The 15,802-nt window shown below is 71.9% G+C and carries 15 protein-coding genes; 5 read left to right on the forward strand and 10 right to left on the reverse strand.

The features are described 5' to 3' along the window. Window positions 1–47 precede the first annotated feature (47 nt). The 3 genes from ACZ470_RS06215 to afsQ1 are packed head-to-tail and all read right to left on the reverse strand — an operon-like array spanning window position 48 to window position 2,952. Complete coding sequence (locus ACZ470_RS06215) at window positions 48–671, reverse strand: hypothetical protein (protein ID WP_468424854.1); 624 nt, start codon at window positions 669–671, stop codon at window positions 48–50. Continuing rightward, window positions 671–2,278, reverse strand: coding sequence for an ATP-binding protein (locus tag ACZ470_RS06220; RefSeq protein ID WP_468424856.1), 1,608 nt, complete (start codon window positions 2,276–2,278; stop codon window positions 671–673). Before ACZ470_RS06220 ends, ACZ470_RS06215 begins: the two co-directional genes overlap by 1 nt. After that, a complete protein-coding gene (gene afsQ1 / locus ACZ470_RS06225; RefSeq protein ID WP_024883374.1) occupies window positions 2,275–2,952 on the reverse strand; it encodes a two-component system response regulator AfsQ1 in 678 nt (225 codons plus the stop codon). Before afsQ1 ends, ACZ470_RS06220 begins: the two co-directional genes overlap by 4 nt. Window positions 2,953–3,195: 243 nt before the next feature. On the opposite strand from afsQ1, the gene ACZ470_RS06230 reads away from it, so the two are divergent. Further along, entirely contained in the window at window positions 3,196–3,933 is a 738-nt protein-coding gene (locus ACZ470_RS06230; RefSeq protein WP_468424858.1) for a SigE family RNA polymerase sigma factor, read from the forward strand. Between the two features lie 294 nt (window positions 3,934–4,227). Here the strand turns inward: ACZ470_RS06230 and ACZ470_RS06235 are convergent, their stop codons facing one another. Beyond that, window positions 4,228–4,938 (reverse strand): uridine kinase family protein, encoded by a 711-nt coding sequence (locus tag ACZ470_RS06235; protein ID WP_468424859.1) that lies wholly within the window; start codon window positions 4,936–4,938, stop codon window positions 4,228–4,230. A gap of 62 nt (window positions 4,939–5,000) precedes the next feature. Between ACZ470_RS06235 and ACZ470_RS06240 the strand changes: the two genes are divergently transcribed. After that, window positions 5,001–5,339, forward strand: a complete 339-nt coding sequence (locus ACZ470_RS06240; RefSeq protein ID WP_468424861.1) for a hypothetical protein — start codon at window positions 5,001–5,003, stop codon at window positions 5,337–5,339. Between the two features lie 86 nt (window positions 5,340–5,425). Here ACZ470_RS06240 and ACZ470_RS06245 read toward each other — a convergent pair whose 3' ends face one another. Genes ACZ470_RS06245 through deoC form a run of 3 tightly spaced genes read right to left on the reverse strand, consistent with a single transcriptional unit; the run spans window position 5,426 to window position 8,722 of the window. After that, a complete protein-coding gene (locus tag ACZ470_RS06245; protein ID WP_468424863.1) occupies window positions 5,426–6,319 on the reverse strand; it encodes an aldehyde dehydrogenase family protein in 894 nt (297 codons plus the stop codon). Further along, the gene (locus tag ACZ470_RS06250) at window positions 6,312–7,757 is read right to left on the reverse strand and encodes an aldehyde dehydrogenase family protein (RefSeq protein WP_468425200.1); all 1,446 of its coding nucleotides are present in this window, start codon (window positions 7,755–7,757) and stop codon (window positions 6,312–6,314) included. Before ACZ470_RS06250 ends, ACZ470_RS06245 begins: the two co-directional genes overlap by 8 nt. A gap of 11 nt (window positions 7,758–7,768) precedes the next feature. After that, a complete protein-coding gene (gene deoC / locus ACZ470_RS06255) occupies window positions 7,769–8,722 on the reverse strand; it encodes a deoxyribose-phosphate aldolase (RefSeq protein WP_468425202.1) in 954 nt (317 codons plus the stop codon). A 112-nt stretch (window positions 8,723–8,834) separates the two neighbouring features. Here deoC and ACZ470_RS06260 point away from each other — a divergent pair, with 112 nt between their 5' ends. Next, complete coding sequence (locus ACZ470_RS06260) at window positions 8,835–9,524, forward strand: PH domain-containing protein (RefSeq protein ID WP_468424865.1); 690 nt, start codon at window positions 8,835–8,837, stop codon at window positions 9,522–9,524. A 42-nt stretch (window positions 9,525–9,566) separates the two neighbouring features. Here ACZ470_RS06260 and ACZ470_RS06265 read toward each other — a convergent pair whose 3' ends face one another. The 3 genes from ACZ470_RS06265 to ACZ470_RS06275 all read right to left on the reverse strand — a co-directional run bounded on the left by ACZ470_RS06265 (window position 9,567) and on the right by ACZ470_RS06275 (window position 13,102). Then, the gene (locus ACZ470_RS06265; protein WP_468424867.1) at window positions 9,567–11,201 is read right to left on the reverse strand and encodes a phospho-sugar mutase; all 1,635 of its coding nucleotides are present in this window, start codon (window positions 11,199–11,201) and stop codon (window positions 9,567–9,569) included. Between the two features lie 544 nt (window positions 11,202–11,745). Beyond that, window positions 11,746–12,570 (reverse strand): purine-nucleoside phosphorylase, encoded by an 825-nt coding sequence (locus ACZ470_RS06270; RefSeq protein ID WP_468424869.1) that lies wholly within the window; start codon window positions 12,568–12,570, stop codon window positions 11,746–11,748. A gap of 91 nt (window positions 12,571–12,661) precedes the next feature. Further along, window positions 12,662–13,102: a gamma-glutamylcyclotransferase family protein gene (locus ACZ470_RS06275; RefSeq protein ID WP_468424871.1), complete on the reverse strand. Its 441-nt coding sequence runs from the start codon at window positions 13,100–13,102 to the stop codon at window positions 12,662–12,664. Here ACZ470_RS06275 and ACZ470_RS06280 point away from each other — a divergent pair. Together ACZ470_RS06280 and ACZ470_RS06285 are read left to right on the forward strand one after the other, a co-directional pair. Next, on the forward strand, window positions 13,101–14,648 hold the full coding sequence (locus tag ACZ470_RS06280; RefSeq protein WP_468424872.1) for an NAD(P)H-quinone dehydrogenase: 1,548 nt from the start codon (window positions 13,101–13,103) through the stop codon (window positions 14,646–14,648). The genes ACZ470_RS06275 and ACZ470_RS06280 overlap by 2 nt on opposite strands. A 146-nt stretch (window positions 14,649–14,794) precedes the next feature. Next, window positions 14,795–15,748, forward strand: a complete 954-nt coding sequence (locus tag ACZ470_RS06285) for a DeoR/GlpR family DNA-binding transcription regulator (protein ID WP_468424874.1) — start codon at window positions 14,795–14,797, stop codon at window positions 15,746–15,748. Window positions 15,749–15,802: the final 54 nt, after the last annotated feature.

Here is a 15,802-nt window from a genome sequence, read left to right on the forward strand (position 1 = left end):
CGGGATGTCACCCGTTCACCGGGTGAGGCATGCGCCACAGTGGAGGCTCACCCGCCGGTGGTCTCCGAGGACGGCGGTTCCTTCTCGTCCGGACGGGACCGGACCTCGTCCGTGCACTGGTAGCGGCGCGGCCGGGCGTCGTCGGGGCCGCCCAGGATCACCGATCCGTCGCCCTCGGCCGCCGCCGAGTCGGAGAAGGTGCACACGATCTGCGCGAGCCCGGCGGAGGTGAGGCTTCCGGGCGCGGTGCTCAGCCGCAGCGTGTCCTCCGGGTCCCCGGGCCGCGGACCGCCCACGGTCGTCCCGCGCCGTACGCGCGTGCCGTACCCCGCCTGTTGCTCGGCGGCCGACGGCTCCCGCGACAACTCGTCCAGCAGCCCCTGCGCCACCAGCACGCGCCGCGAGTCCGCCGCCCCGTCCGGTACCCGTACCGTCCGGTCGACGGCCACCAGCGACGAGCCGCACAGCAGGAACACCTGCACCGGCAGCCCGCGGCCCGCCTGCGTGGACACCTCCGGCTCGGTCGGCGAGCAGCTGACCCGTGAGGGTGCCGGACCGAAGTCGGTCGGCACCTCCGTGGCCCGTATCCCGCACCCGGCGAGCAGCGCCCCGAGGGCCCCCGCCGCCAGCAGTGCCGGCACCCGGCGTGCGGCACTCCGTCGCATGTTCATCAGGCGTCCCCCTCGGCGCCCTCGTCCTCGGTGTCGCCGCTCTTCTCCGAGGGGCTCTGCGCGGACACGTCCCGCGGCAGTCGCAGGGTGAACACGGCACCGCCCTCCGGGGAGTTGGCCGCGGTGATCTCGCCGCCGTGGATATGGGCGTTCTCCAGCGCGATGGACAGCCCCAGACCGCTGCCCTCGGAACGCGGCCGGGAGGCACTCGCCTTGTAGAACCGGTCGAAGACGTGCGGCAGGACCTCCTCGGGGATGCCCGGCCCGTGGTCGCGCACCTCGATGACCACCACGCCCCCGTCCCCGGCGCCCTCCTCGCCCTCGGCGACGGACTCCCGCACCGCCACCCGCACCGGCGAACCGCCGTGCTTGAGCGCGTTGCCGATGAGGTTCGCCAGGATCACGTCCAGCCGGCGCGGGTCGATCCGCGCGTGGATGCCCCGCTCGGCGTCCAGGTCGACCGCGTCCAGCCAGGCCCGCGCGTCGATGCAGGCGGTGATCTGGTCGGCGATGTCGACGTCGTCGAGGACCAGCCGGGCGGTGCCCGCGTCGAAGCGGGTGACCTCCATCAGGTTCTCCACCAGGTCGTTCAGTCGCCGGGTCTCGCTCACCACCAGCCGCACGGCGGGCTCGATCATCGGGTCGATGCCGCCGCCCTCGAACTCGAGCTCCTCCTCCAGGACCTCGGTCACCGCCGTGATCGCGGTCAGCGGCGTACGCAGCTCATGGCTCATGTCCGCCACGAACCTGCGGGACGCCTCGTCCCGCGCGGCCATGTCCGCCACTCGCTTCTCCAGCGCCTCCGCCGCCTTGTTGAACGTCCGGGAGAGATCCGCCAGTTCGTCGGTGCCCGACACCCTCAGCCGGGTGTCCAGCTTGCCCTCCCCGAGCCGCCGGGCGGCCACCCCGAGCCGCTGCACCGGCTTCAGCACCGTCGTGGCCGCCGCGTGCGCGAGCAGCGCGGCCCCTATCAGCGCGAGTGCCGTGGCGATCCCCAGCGACCAGGCCAGCGAGTTGAGGTCCTTCGCCTCCGGCTCCAGCGACTTCAGCATGTAGCCGGTCGGCCCGCCGCCGATCACCCGCGTCCCCGCCACCAGATACGGCGTGTCGCCGTCGACGATCCGCTGCCAGTACAGATGGTGCGGGTACTTGTTGTTCGACGTGATCTTCTGCCGCTCGGTCACCGCCTCGCGCAGCGAGACCGGCACATCCCGGAGCGAGAAGCCGTTCAGCCCGCCGGAACTGCCGTACACCGTCCGCCCGTCGGGGTCCTCGGCGACCAGCAGCACGGTGAACCGCTGGCTGCTGTTCGCCATCTGGCCCGCCGTGCGCTGAAGTTCGTCCTGCGTGGGGTGCTCGGGCAGCGAACCCGCCCGGTTCTGCATCTCCTGCTCGAAGGCGCGCAGCACCGATTCCTGGGCGCGGTTCAGCACCGACTCACGGTTCAGCCAGTACGCGATCCCCGACGCGGACACCGCGGCGGTGAGCGCCACCAGCCCGAACACCACGACCAGCCGCAGCCGCAGGCTGGTGAAGCGCAGCCGTGACCAGACTCCCTTGCGCGCCGCGGACCAGCCGCGGCTCCCCCCTTGGTGCTCCTGTGTCACTGAGGCGGGTCCAGCCGGTAGCCGACACCGCGCACGGTACGGATCAGCGTCGGGGACGACGGGACGTCCTCGACCTTGGCGCGCAGCCGCTGGACACAGGCGTCCACCAGACGCGAGTCGCCCAGGTAGTCGTGCTCCCACACCAGCCGCAGCAGCTGCTGCCGGGACAGCGCCTGCCCGGGCCGCCGGCTCAGCTCGAGGAGCAGCCGCAGCTCGGTGGGCGTCAGCTGGAGGTCCTCGCCGTTCTTCGTCACCGTCATCGCCGAACGGTCGATGACCAGGCTGCCGAAGGTCGCCGAGTCACTGGACTCCCGCTCCCCGCGGCGCAGCACCGCCCGGATCCGGGCGTCCAGCACCCGGCCCTGCACCGGTTTGACGACGTAGTCGTCGGCGCCGGACTCCAGCCCGACCACCACGTCGATGTCGTCGTTGCGCGCGGTCAGCAGGATGATCGGCAACTGGTCCGTGCGCCGGATGCGCCGGCACACCTCGAACCCGTCGATGCCGGGCAGCATCACATCGAGCACGATCAGATCCGGCCGCTGCTCGCGCAACAGCTTCAGACCGTCCTCACCACTGGCAGCGGTCGCCACCCGGTGGCCCTGGCGCGTCAGTGAGAGCTCCAGGGCCGTGCGGATGGCGTCGTCGTCCTCGATCAGCAACAGGGAAGGCACGGGCTCATTCTGGCCCATGGAGGGCTCCCTGTTCGACCCGTGGACGGCAGATGCCCATTGGGCCCGGATACGTGCCGCTACGTGCACGGACGCCTGTGAAGGATCTGTGGACCCACCGTGATCGACTCCTGTGACACGTCTGTGACAGTCGGCTGACACGGCGATGAAGGTCCCCCGGCAAGCTTTTCGGCACAAGCACAACAGCAGGACAGAACACCGGAAGTCCACGACGGGGGGCGCGAGATGAACACGCTGCACGGCACCAGCACCAGCGCAGTGATCACGCGTCTGCACGACGTGCACCGGGGTTCCGAGAAGTCCGGTGCCGTGAGCGGGCGGGGGTGCGCTCGCGGCGCCGGGCGTCAGCACACCGCGATCATGACGGTGGTTGACGCGCCCACGGGGGACACGAACGGGGGGACCGCGTACGGGGAGGGCTCGGGGGAGCGTCGCTCGCTGACGGAGGTGGAGTTCACCGCCTACGTCCAGGAGCGCCGCGCCTCCCTGTACGCCACCGCGTACCACCTGACCGGCGACCGCTACGAGGCCGAGGACCTGCTCCAGAGCGCGCTGTTCTCGACCTACCGGGCGTGGGACCGGATCAGTGACAAGGCCGCGGTCGGCGGCTACCTCCGCCGCACCATGACCAACCTGCACATCAGCGCGTGGCGCCGCCGCAAGCTGAACGAGTACCCGACCGAGGAACTGCCGGAGACGGCCGGTGACACGGACGCGATGCGCGGCACCGAGCTGCGCGCGGTCCTGTGGCAGGCGCTGGCCCGGCTGCCCGAGCTCCAGCGCACCATGCTGGTCCTGCGCTACTACGAGGGCCGCACGGACCCGGAGATCGCGGACATCCTCGGCATCAGTGTCGGCACGGTGAAGTCGAGCATCTGGCGGTCGCTCCGCCGGCTGCGCGAGGACGAGGTCCTCAGCTTCGGCCGTGACGAGGAGAACGCCTTCGGCGAACTGGTCGCCTGAAGGTTCGGGGGGGAACCGGGGTCGGGGGATCCGGGAATCGGGGGAGTTCCGGGAGCCCGGGATCTGGGGGGATCACGGGGGAGGGATAACGGGGGAACCATGGGGACGCCGGGGGGCGTCACCGTGACAAACGGGGGACCGAGGGGGGAAGCACGAGGGGTCACGGGGGACCCTGCGGATCCGGGGGAGCGAGAGGGATCCACGGGGAGCACGGGGGAGTGCGAAACAGCGGGACTGGAGGGGCCGGGGGGCCCGACCAGTCCCGCCTTTCGTATGCGCGTCCAGCCGCGGGAACTAGGCCGGTGTGCTCGTGTTCTTCGGCGTCGGCCGGCCGGCGACCGCCGCCGCCGCGAGGCGGCTCAGCGCCTCGTCCCGGTCGCAGGCGTACGCCCCCAGCGCCGTCTGACGGGCGATGATCGACCGCTCCAGCCGCATCAGCCGCCAGCCCCTGCGCAGCAGGAACGGCACCGACTTGCGGCCCTCCTTGAGGTCCCGCAGGAACCGCCGCCGGAAGGTGCGCACCGGACCCCGGCTCAGACACAGGGCGTCCGCCAGCAGCCCCAGCTCACGGCAGCGGTCCACGATCTCCGCGGCGAAGACGCCCTCGGCGACGAACAGCGGCGTGCCGCCGATGTCGACGGTGTCCTCCCCGGTGCGCGCGCTGAGCGAGATGTCGTAGACGGGCACCTGCGTACTGCGCGTACGGCACAGCCGGTCGATCGCGGCGACGGCGGTGTCCGCGTCCCAGGAGCCGGGATGGTCCCAGTCGATGTCGGAGGAGCCCGCCACCAGCGGCAGCGTCGGGTCGTCGCCCTCCTTGTAGAAGTCGTCGAGGCGCAGCACCGGGAGGCCGGAGCGGGCCGCGAGAAGGGACTTGCCGGAGCCGGAGGGGCCGCAGAGCAGCACGACTCGCGCGGATATGGGCGACTGGGAACTCACGGGACACCAGTCTGAGGCATCATCCGGGCGGGGTACGACCCCGGTGCACGGCTTTGAAGCACGCATCACACATCCACTACGCTGCGCGTCGATCCGATCACTCAGCGAAGGTGACAGGTGGCACAGCGATGGCCCGACACAAGGCACCCAGGACGCCGAACGCCCGACGCGCCCTGGCCGTCCTCGCGACCGCGGGAGTGGCCCTCGGGGCCGGTACGGCGACGGCGGCGGCCGCGGACTCCGGCTCGCTGCTCGACAGCACCGGTCAGGTCGCCGGCACGGTCGCGGACCTCAAGCCCAACCCCCTCGCCGGCACGGGCGTGGACCCGCTCGACAACGGCGTCGGCGCCCAGGTCGCCGACTTCCGGCCGGTGGACTCCCGGGAGGTGACCGGTCCGGTCGCCCAGGCGCCGTCGGTCGGCGGCGTTCCCGTGGCCGGCGCGGCGACGGAGACGCTGCGCGGCTGACACCGGAGGGTCCCGAACGGGCAACGGAGCGCCGTACCCCTCCCGGACGGAGGTGGGGTACGGCGCTCCGGCTGTGGGGGCGTCGGTCAGTACGCGGAGCCCGACGCGCCCAGCGAACCCGTCGGGTGCCAGACCGTCTTGGTCTCCAGGAACGCCGTCATGCGGTCCGTGCCGGGGGTCGCCGACCAGTCGTCCACAGGCTGTGGACGAAGAACGCGCTTGAGGTTGTCCGCCGCCGCGATCTCCAGCTCCTTCGCCAGCGCCTCGTCGGCGCCCGCGAGGTCGATCGCGTTGACGTCCTGGTGCGCGGCGAGCGGCGCGGCGATCTCCGCCGTACGGCCGGAGAGGACGTTGACCACACCGCCGGGGAGGTCGGAGGTGGCCAGGACCTCGCCGAGGGAGAGGGCGGGGAGCGGGGACCTCTCGGACGCCACCACGACCGCCGTGTTGCCCGTCGCGATCACCGGGGCGACCACCGAGACCAGGCCCAGGAAGGACGACTCCTGCGGGGCCAGTACGGCGACCACACCGGTCGGTTCCGGGGAGGACAGGTTGAAGAAGGGGCCCGCGACCGGGTTGCCGCCGCCGACCACCTGGGCGATCTTGTCGGTCCAGCCCGCGTACCAGACCCAGCGGTCGATCGCCGCGTCCACCTGGAGGCCCGCCTTGGACTTCGACAGCCCCTCGGCGGCGGCGACCTCCGCGACGTACTGGTCACGGCGGCCCTCGAGCATCTCCGCGATCCGGTACAGGATCTGGCCGCGGTTGTACGCCGTCGCGCCGGACCAGCCGCCGAACGCCTTGCGCGCGGCGACCACCGCGTCACGGGCGTCCTTGCGGGAGGACAGCGGGGCGTTGGCCAGCCAGTTGTTCTTCGGGTCCGTCACCTCGTACACCCGGCCGCTCTCGGAACGCGGGAACTTCCCGCCGACGTACAGCTTGTAGGTCTTGAAGACGCTCAGGCGGTTCTGGTCAGACATCGAGGTACGCCTCCAGGCCGTGGCGGCCGCCCTCGCGGCCGAAGCCCGACTCCTTGTAGCCGCCGAACGGCGAGGTCGGGTCGAACTTGTTGAACGTGTTGGACCAGATCACACCCGCGCGGAGCTTGCCCGCGACCGCGAGGATCCGTGAGCCCTTCTCCGTCCAGATGCCCGCCGACAGGCCGTACGGCGTGTTGTTGGCCTTGGCGACCGCCTCGTCCGGCGTACGGAAGGTGAGGACGGACAGCACCGGGCCGAAGATCTCGTCGCGGGCGACGGTGTGCGCCTGGGTGACGTTCGTGAAGAGCGTCGGGGCGAACCAGTAGCCGTTCTCCGGGATGTCGCACGCCGGGGACCAGCGCTCGGCGCCCTCCGCCTCGCCCTGCTCGGCCAGCGCGGTGATCCGGGCCAGCTGCTCGGCGGAGTTGATCGCGCCGATGTCGGTGTTCTTGTCCAGCGGGTCGCCGAGACGGAGCGTGGTCAGGCGGCGCTTGAGGGAGTCGAGGAGCTCGTCGTGGATCGACTCCTGGACGAGCAGGCGCGAGCCCGCGCAGCAGACCTGGCCCTGGTTGAAGAAGATGCCGTTGACGATGCCCTCGACGGCCTGGTCGATCGGGGCGTCGTCGAAGACGATGTTGGCGCCCTTGCCGCCCAGTTCGAGGGTCAGCTTCTTGCGGGTGCCCGCGACCGTGCGCGCGATCTCCTTGCCGACGGCGGTCGAGCCGGTGAACGCGACCTTGTTCACGTCGGGGTGGGCGATCAGCGCGGCGCCCGTGCGGCCGTCGCCGGTGATGATGTTGACGACGCCCTTGGGGAGCCCGGCCTGGCGGCAGATGTCCGCGAAGAAGAGCGCGGAGAGCGGGGTCGTCTCGGCCGGCTTCAGGACCACCGTGTTGCCGGTGGCGAGGGCCGGGGCGATCTTCCACGCCAGCATCAGGAGCGGGAAGTTCCAGGGGATGACCTGGCCCGCGACGCCGAGGGGACGCGGGTTCGCGCCGTAGCCGGCGTGGTCGAGCTTGTCCGCCCAGCCCGCGTAGTAGAAGAAGTGCGCCGCGACCAGGGGGAGGTCCGCGTCGCGGGTCTCCCTGATCGGCTTGCCGTTGTCGAGGGTCTCGAGGACGGCCAGCTCGCGGCTGCGCTCCTGGATGATCCGGGCGATGCGGAAGAGGTACTTCGCGCGCTCGGAGCCGGGCAGCGCCGACCACTTCTCGAACGCCTTGCGGGCGGCCTTCACCGCGCGGTCGACGTCCGCCTCACCGGCCTCGGCGACCTCGGAGAGGACCTCCTCGGTGGCGGGGGAGACGGTCTTGAAGACCTTGCCGTCGGCGGCCTCGGTGAACTCGCCGTCGACGAACAGGCCGTACGACGGGGCGATGTCGACGATCGAGCGGGACTCGGGCGCCGGTGCGTACTCGAATGCGGATGACCGCTTGTCCATGGTCATGGTGATCAGTCCACCGTCACGTAGTCGGGGCCGGAGTAACGGCCGGTGGCCAGCTTCTGGCGCTGCATCAGCAGGTCGTTGAGCAGCGAGGAGGCGCCGAAGCGGAACCAGTGGTTGTCCAGCCAGTCCTCGCCCGCGGTCTCGTTGACCAGGACCAGGAACTTGATGGCGTCCTTGGACGTGCGGATGCCGCCGGCCGGCTTCACACCGACCTGGACGCCGGTCTGGGCGCGGAAGTCGCGGACCGCCTCCAGCATGAGGAGGGTGTTCGCGGGGGTCGCGTTGACGGCGACCTTGCCGGTCGAGGTCTTGATGAAGTCGGCCCCGGCCAGCATGCCGAGCCAGCTCGCCCGGCGGATGTTGTCGTACGTCGACAGCTCGCCCGTCTCGAAGATGACCTTGAGGCGGGCGCTCGTCCCGCAGGCCTCCTTCACGGCGGTGATCTCGTCGTACACCTTCATGTAGTTCCCCGCGAGGAACGCCCCGCGGTCGATGACCATGTCGATCTCGTCCGCACCGGCGGCGACGGCCTCGCGGACGTCCGCCAGCTTCACGGCGATCGCGGCGCGGCCGGCCGGGAAGGCGGTGGCGACGGAGGCGACCTTGACGTCGGATCCGGCGACGGCCTCCTTCGCCGTGGCCACCATGTCGGGGTAGACGCAGACCGCGGCCGTGGCGGGCGTGGTGCGGTCGGTCGGGTCGGGACGGACCGCCTTCGCGCCGAGCGCCCGGACCTTGCCCGGGGTGTCCGCGCCTTCGAGCGTCGTCAGGTCGACCATCGAGATGGCGAGGTCGATGGCGTACGCCTTCGCGGTCGTCTTGATCGAACGGGTGCCGAGGGAGGCGGCGCGCGCCTCCAGGCCGACCGCGTCGACGCCGGGCAGCCCGTGGAGGAAGCGGCGCAGCGTGCTGTCGGACGCGGTGACGTCGCTGAGAGCGTTTGGTGCAGTGGTGGGCATGGTCACCAGACGAGCATATCTACGCGCGTAGCGGCTGTACAGCCCTCGGGCTCGTCCCGTGCGGGCTCCGCCCGTGGTGGAGCCCCCTCGGCCGTCGTGCAGAATCGGGAGCATGACGACCCCCGAGCACGACTCGCCCGACCCGGAGCCCACGAAGCCCACCGGGTCCGCGGCACCCCAGTACCAGGACCGGATCTACCGCTCGCCCGCGGCCCTCGTCGGCGGTGTGCTGCTGCTCGCCATCATCGGATGGCTCGGCATCGACGCGGTGGTCGCCGGAGAGGGCCGTACCCCCTGGCTGGCCCTCGCCACCATGCTCCTCCTGGTGCCCCTGGTCGTCGCCTACACCCTGCGCCCCGCCGTGTACGTGAACGACGACCGGCTGCGCGTCCGCAACCCGTTCCGCATGATCGTGCTGCCCTGGGGGCAGGTCGCCTCGCTGCGGTCCGGTTTCTCCAACGAGGTCTTCGCCGAGTCCGGCGCGAAGTACCAGCTGTGGGCCCTGCCGGTCTCGGTGCGGGCCCGCGGCAAGGCGGCCCGGCAGGAGGCGCGGGCGGCGCGGGCCGCCGAGCGCGGGGACTCGGGCGGTCCGGGCGGTCGCGGTGGGCTCGGGCCCGGAGGGGTCCCCGCGGGGCCTCGGCGGCCCGAGAGCGACCGTGCGATGGACGAGATGCGTGAGCTGCACGAGCGGCGGCAGTCGGAAGCGGCGGCGCAGGGTGAGGTGACCGTGCGGTGGGCCTACGAGATCGTGGGGCCGGCTGTCGCGGGCGCGGTGCTGCTGGCGGTTCTGCTGGCTGTGTAGTTGTGCGGGGCGCGGTTTTCCGCGCCCCGCGTGGGTTTCGGCTCAGATGCCGGCCGCCCGGGACAGGTCCCGCTTGATCGCCTCCAGGAGGGCCGTCGCCTTGGTGCGGGCCGTGGGGAGGTCGGACCTCGCGGCCACCGGGACCACCACCTCCAGGTAGCACTTCAGCTTCGGTTCCGTGCCGCTGGGGCGGACGACGACCCGGGCGCCGTCCAGGGTGTAGCGGAGGCCGTCGGTGGGCGGGAGCCGGTCCGTGCCCTCGGTCAGGTCCTCGGCCCCGGTGATGCGCAGGCCGGCCAGCTCCGTGGGCGGCTGGTCGCGCAGGCGGCGCATCGCGTCCGCGATGAGGGAGAGGTCCTGCACGCGGACCGAGAGCTGGTCGGTGGCGTGCAGGCCGTGCTCCACGGCGAGGTCGTCGAGGAGGTCGAGGAGGGTGCGGCCCTCGGCCTTCAGCACGGAGGCCAGTTCCGTGAGGAGGAGGGCCGCCGTGATGCCGTCCTTGTCGCGTACGCCGTCCGGGTCCACGCAGTAGCCGAGGGCCTCCTCGTAGCCGTAGCGCAGGCCCTCGACCCGGGCGATCCACTTGAAGCCGGTGAGGGTCTCCTCGTGGGGCAGGCCGGCCTTCTCGGCGATGCGGCCGAGGAGGGTCGAGGACACGATCGACTCCGCGAACGTGCCGGTCGCTCCGCGGCGGACCAGGTGGGCGGCGAGCAGCGCGCCGACCTCGTCACCGCGCAGCATCCGCCAGTCGGCGCCGTCCTTGACGGCGGCGGCGCAGCGGTCGGCGTCGGGGTCGTTGGCGATGACCAGGTCGGGGCCGGTCTCGCGGGCCTTCGCGAAGGCGAGGTCCATCGCGCCGGGCTCCTCCGGGTTGGGGAACGCGACGGTCGGGAATTCGGGGTCGGGGTCCGCCTGCTCGGTGACGAGGACGGGGGCGGGGAAGCCCGCGCGTTCGAACGCGGCGAGGAGGGTGTCCTTGCCGACGCCGTGCATCGCCGTGTAGACGGTGCGGGCGGTGCGGGGGGAGTCCTTGGACAGGACCGCGTCCGTGCGGGCGAGGTAGGCGTCCAGGACGGTGCCGTCGAGGGTCTCCCAGCCTTCGGTGGGGCGGGGGACCGTGGTGAGGGAGGCCACGGCCGCGATCTCGGCGGCGATCTCCGCGTCGGCCGGGGGGACGATCTGGGAGCCGTCGCCCAGGTACACCTTGTAGCCGTTGTCGCGGGGCGGGTTGTGGCTGGCGGTGACCTCCACTCCGGCCACGGCGCCGAGGTGCCTTATGGCGAAGGCGAGGACGGGGGTGGGGAGGGGGCGGTCGAGGACGGCGGCGCGCAGGCCGGCGCCCGTCATGACGGCGGCGGTGTCCTCGGCGAAGTCGCGGGACTTGTGGCGGGCGTCGTAGCCGATGACGACGAGGCCGTCGGTGTGGCCCTGCTTGATGAGGTACGCGGCGAGGCCGGCGGCGGCGCGGATGACGACGGTGCGGTTCATGCGCATCGGGCCTGCGCCGAGTTCGCCGCGCAGGCCGGCGGTGCCGAACTGGAGGGTGCCGCTGAAGCGGGCGGTGAGTTCGGCGTGGTCGCCGGCGTCGATGAGGCGGGCGAGTTCCTCGCGGGTGTCGGGGTCGGGGTCCTCGGCGAGCCACGCCTGGGCCTGTGCGATGAGGGCGTCGTCGTGCACGGTGGTCGACCTCTCTCGGTGGTCGTCTGTCAGGGTTTCACGGGGTGCGGTTCGGTGCCTGTGCGGCGCCTACGGCGGGTGGGTGGGGCGGGGCCGGGGCGGGGGCGTCCGTCCTCGGACTGGCGCGAATCACGTCTCCTGGAGGGCTACGGGGCGCGGACGCGCCAGCCACTGCGGGCGGCCACCCCCGCCCCGTCCCCTCCCGCCGTACGCGGCAATCCGCCGCTGGGGCGCCGCGGCCACTGCGTCCCCGCCTTCCGCGGGCAGCCGTCTGCCGCCCATCCGCGGGCAGTCGTGCCGCTGGGGCGGCACGGGTGGGCGCGACGGCACCCCGTAGGCGCCGGGCTGCGCGAACACCCCCCGGCCCACACCAGCGCAGGGCACCCGTACCGCGCCGGGCCACGCGACCAACCCCCGGTCCGCACCAACGCGGGGCACCCCACAACGCACCGAACCGAACGCGGCGCACCCGCAAAGGCACGGCACCGGGCCGAACGCCGCGCACGCCGACGCGTGGGACCACCCACCGACTTCCGCTCGCCGCCTACAGGCGACCAAGCACCTGCGCCAGCAGAGACCCCATCCGCGTAGCGGAATCCCGCCCCGCCTGAAGGACCTCCTCGTGATTGAGAGGCTCCCCCGTCATCCCCGCCGCCAGATTCGTGACCAGCGAGATCCCCAGCACCTCCGCCCCCGCCTCCCGAGCGGCAATCGCCTCGAGAACCGTCGACATGCCGACGAGATCCGCACCGATCACCCGAGCCATCCGGATCTCCGCCGGAGTCTCGTAGTGCGGCCCGGGGAACTGGGCGTAGACGCCCTCCTCCAGGGTCGGGTCGATCTCCTTGCACAGGGCACGGAGGCGCGGCGAGTAGAGGTCGGTCAGGTCGACGAAGTTCGCGCCGACGATCGGCGACGTCGCCGTCAGATTGATGTGGTCGCTGATCAGGACCGGCTGGCCGGGACGCATCCCCGCCCGCAGGCCCCCGCAGCCGTTCGTCAGGACGAGCGTCTTCGCGCCCGCGGCCACGGCCGTACGGACGCCGTGGGCGACGGCGGCGACCCCGCGGCCCTCGTAGTAGTGGGTGCGGCCCAGGAACACCAGGGCCCGCTTCGCACCGATGGCGTACGAGCGGATCTTGCCGCCGTGGCCCTCGACCGCCGGCGGCGGGAAGCCGGGCAGCTCGGTGACCTGGAACTCGGCCTCGGGCGTGCCGAGGGCGTCCACGGCCGGGGCCCAGCCGGAGCCCATCACGAGGGCGACGTCGTGGGTCTCGGCGCCCGTCAGTTCGCGCAGGCGCGCGGCGGCGGCGTCGGCTGCGGCGTGGGGGTCGCCCTGGATGTCGTCCGGAAGAAAAGATGCGTTCACGCGATGAGGGTAGCCCGTAATCGCCTACGCGCGTAGATGTCGAGGGCGACGGGTTGGCGATCGTTGTCTTGTCGTTTCCGACGGGACGGCCTCAGCAGGGACGCTTGCGGAGCTCCATCACATAGTCGTGGGGCGCTCCCGCGGACTCGGCCGCGTCCGCGATCTCGCCCAGGTAGCGGGCCGAGGGGAGGCCGCCCTCGTAGCTGTTGAGGACGTACGTCCAGGCCCGTTCCTCGCCGTCCAGGGTGTGGACGCGGACCCGGGTGCGGCGGTAGAGGTCCAGGCCGCCCGCGCCCTCCCAGCGGTCCAGGGACTCCTCGTCCATCGGGGCGATGTCGTACAGGGCCACGAAGACCTGCGAGATCGGGTCCTCGACCAGCGTCGCGAGCGCGCCCTCCCAGCCCATGTGCTCGCCACCGAACGTCAGTCGCCATCCGTTCAGCCAGCCGGTGGCGCGCAGCGGCGAGTGAGGGGCGCGGCGGGACATCAGCCGCGCGTCGAGATTGGCGGCGTACGCGGCGTAGAGCGACATGGGGGAAGGGTACGGCAGCGGGAACGGGAGCCACTCCGGTAACAGGGGGGCCACGGCTGAGGCCCCCGGGCGGTCGCACGGTGAGGTGTGCGGGACAATGGAGTACGTGACTCGGATCGTGATCATCGGTGGCGGACCCGGCGGATACGAAGCGGCGCTGGTCGCCGCTCAGCTCGGCGCGGAGGTGACCGTCGTCGACTGCGACGGTCTGGGCGGGGCGTCGGTGCTGACCGACTGCGTGCCGTCGAAGACCCTGATCGCGACGGCCGAGGTGATGACCACCTTCGACTCCTCCTACGAGGAGCTGGGCATCATCGTCGCCGACGACACGCCGCCCCTGGAGCAGGCCGCCCGGGTGGTCGGCGTGGACCTGGGCAAGGTCAACCGGCGTGTGAAGCGGCTCGCACTGGCCCAGTCGCACGACATCACCGCGTCCGTGACCCGGGCCGGCGCGCGCGTGCTGCGCGGCCGGGGCCGGCTGGAGGGCATGCAGGCCCTCGACGGCTCGCGGAAGGTCGTGGTGCGCGCCGCGGACGGAACCGAGGAGACGCTCACGGCGGACGCCGTGCTGATCGCGACCGGCGGGCACCCGCGCGAGCTGCCGGACGCCCGCCCCGACGGCGAGCGGATCCTGAACTGGACCCAGGTGTACGACCTGAACGAGCTCCCCGAGGAGCTCATCGTGGTCGGATCCGGTGTCACCGGTGCCGAGTTCGCCGGCGCCTACCAGGCGCTCGGGTCGAAGGTGACGCTGGTGTCGTCGCGCGACCGGGTGCTGCCGGGCGAGGACCCGGACGCCGCCGCCGTGCTGGAGGACGTCTTCCGGCGGCGCGGCATGAACGTCATGTCGCGCTCGCGGGCGCAGTCCGTGAAGCGGGTCGGGGACCGGGTGGAGGTGACGCTCGCCGACGGCCGCGTCATCACCGGGTCGCACTGCCTGATGGCCGTGGGCGCCATCCCGAACTCCGAGGGCATGGGCCTGGAGGAGGCCGGGGTCAGGCTGCGGGAGTCGGGCCACATCTGGACCGACAAGGTCTCGAGGACGACGGCCCCCGGCGTCTACGCCGCCGGTGACGTCACCGGTGTCTTCGCGCTCGCCTCGGTGGCGGCGATGCAGGGACGTATCGCCATGTACCACTTCCTGGGCGACGCGGTGGCCCCGCTGAACCTCAAGACGGTCTCGTCGAACGTCTTCACCGACCCCGAGATCGCCACCGTCGGCTACTCCCAGGCGGATGTCGACGCCGGCAAGATCGACGCCCGTGTGGTGAAGCTGCCGCTGCTGCGCAACCCGCGCGCGAAGATGCAGGGCATCCGCGACGGCTTCGTCAAGATCTTCTGCCGTCCGGGCACCGGCATCGTGGTGGGCGGCGTGGTCGTGGCGCCGCGCGCCTCGGAACTCATCCACCCCATCTCGATCGCGGTCGACAACAATCTGACGGTGGAACAGATCGCGAACGCCTTCACGGTCTACCCCTCGCTGTCGGGCTCGATCGCCGAGGTGGCACGGCAGTTGCACACGCGCAAGGCGGGCGGGGAGGCCTGACGGCCGGAAACGGCTCCCCGTCGGTCACGGGGCGTCGCCGCCCATGCCCCCGCCCTATACCACTTGCGGTGGGCCCGTGCGAACAACTTCTGCTATTCAGCGCAAACTGCTGAAAGCAGACGGTCGCTGGCGTTACTGTCAGTTTCGTGTTCGCTGCAGAACGTCGTCAATTGATCCTCGAAATGGTGCGAGCGAATGGGGCCGTGTCGCTCCGTGAGCTCGCCCGCGTCGTCCAGACCTCCGAAGTGACCGTACGGCGGGACGTGCGCGCACTGGAGGCAGAAGGACTCCTCGACCGCCGGCACGGCGGTGCGGTACTGCCGGGCGGTTTCACGCGAGAGTCCGGTTTCCCGCAGAAGTCACATCTCGCGACCGCCGAGAAGACCGCGATCGCCGACCTCGCCGCGAACTTCGTGGAAGAGGGCGAGGCGATCGTGGTCGGGGCGGGTACCACCACGCAGGAGCTGGCCCGCCGGCTGGCCCGGGTGCCCGGCCTGACGGTCGTCACCAACTCCCTGCTGGTCGCCCAGGCGTTGGCCCATGCCAACCGGGTGGAGGTCGTGATGACCGGCGGTACGCTCCGCGGCTCCAACTACGCCCTCGTCGGCAGTGGTGCCGAGCAGTCCCTTCAGGGGCTGCGGGTGTCGCGGGCGTTCCTCTCCGGGAGCGGGCTCACCGCCGAGCGCGGGCTGTCCACGTCCAACATGCTGTCGGCGTCGGTCGACCGGGCGCTGGTGCAGGCCGCGGCGGAGGTGGTGGTCCTCGCGGACCACACCAAACTCGGGACGGACACGATGTTCCAGACGGTGCCTACGGATCTGATCACGCGGTTGGTGACGGATGAGCCGCCCTCGCATGACGATCGGGCGGGTACGGAGTTGCAGGCGCTGGCGGATCAGGGTGTGCAGATCGCTGTTGCCGGGGCGGGGGGTGAGGGGGGTTCTTCGCCTTCGGCGGGGCGTCAGCGCCGGGATGTCCCTCTTCCCGGGCCGCGGCGGCAGGGGCCGGCGCTTCGTACGGCGGCTGTGGCGCTGGGGGCGGGGGACGCGGTGCAGGGGGGTGAGCGGGCGGCTCGGGTGGCGGATCTTCGTCGCCGGTGAGCGGACGGGAACGGGGGCTTGGGCAGCCCCGGCGCCTGCGGGGTGCTCCCGCGT

This window comes from Streptomyces sp. NPDC031111 (genome assembly GCF_055570675.1).

Bases quoted from the DNA above. Each gene is read 5' to 3' on its own strand.
- ACZ470_RS06215 (WP_468424854.1), bottom strand. From the start codon at position 671: ATGAACATGCGACGGAGTGCCGCACGCCGGGTGCCGGCACTGCTGGCG.
- ACZ470_RS06230 (WP_468424858.1), top strand. From the start codon at position 3,196: ATGAACACGCTGCACGGCACCAGCACCAGCGCAGTGATCACGCGTCTG.
- ACZ470_RS06235 (WP_468424859.1), bottom strand. From the start codon at position 4,938: ATGCGTGCTTCAAAGCCGTGCACCGGGGTCGTACCCCGCCCGGATGAT.
- ACZ470_RS06240 (WP_468424861.1), top strand. From the start codon at position 5,001: ATGGCCCGACACAAGGCACCCAGGACGCCGAACGCCCGACGCGCCCTG.
- ACZ470_RS06245 (WP_468424863.1), bottom strand. From the start codon at position 6,319: ATGTCTGACCAGAACCGCCTGAGCGTCTTCAAGACCTACAAGCTGTAC.
- ACZ470_RS06250 (WP_468425200.1), bottom strand. From the start codon at position 7,757: ATGGACAAGCGGTCATCCGCATTCGAGTACGCACCGGCGCCCGAGTCC.
- deoC (WP_468425202.1), bottom strand. From the start codon at position 8,722: ATGCCCACCACTGCACCAAACGCTCTCAGCGACGTCACCGCGTCCGAC.
- ACZ470_RS06260 (WP_468424865.1), top strand. From the start codon at position 8,835: ATGACGACCCCCGAGCACGACTCGCCCGACCCGGAGCCCACGAAGCCC.
- ACZ470_RS06280 (WP_468424872.1), top strand. From the start codon at position 13,101: ATGGGGGAAGGGTACGGCAGCGGGAACGGGAGCCACTCCGGTAACAGG.
- ACZ470_RS06275 (WP_468424871.1), bottom strand. From the start codon at position 13,102: ATGTCGCTCTACGCCGCGTACGCCGCCAATCTCGACGCGCGGCTGATG.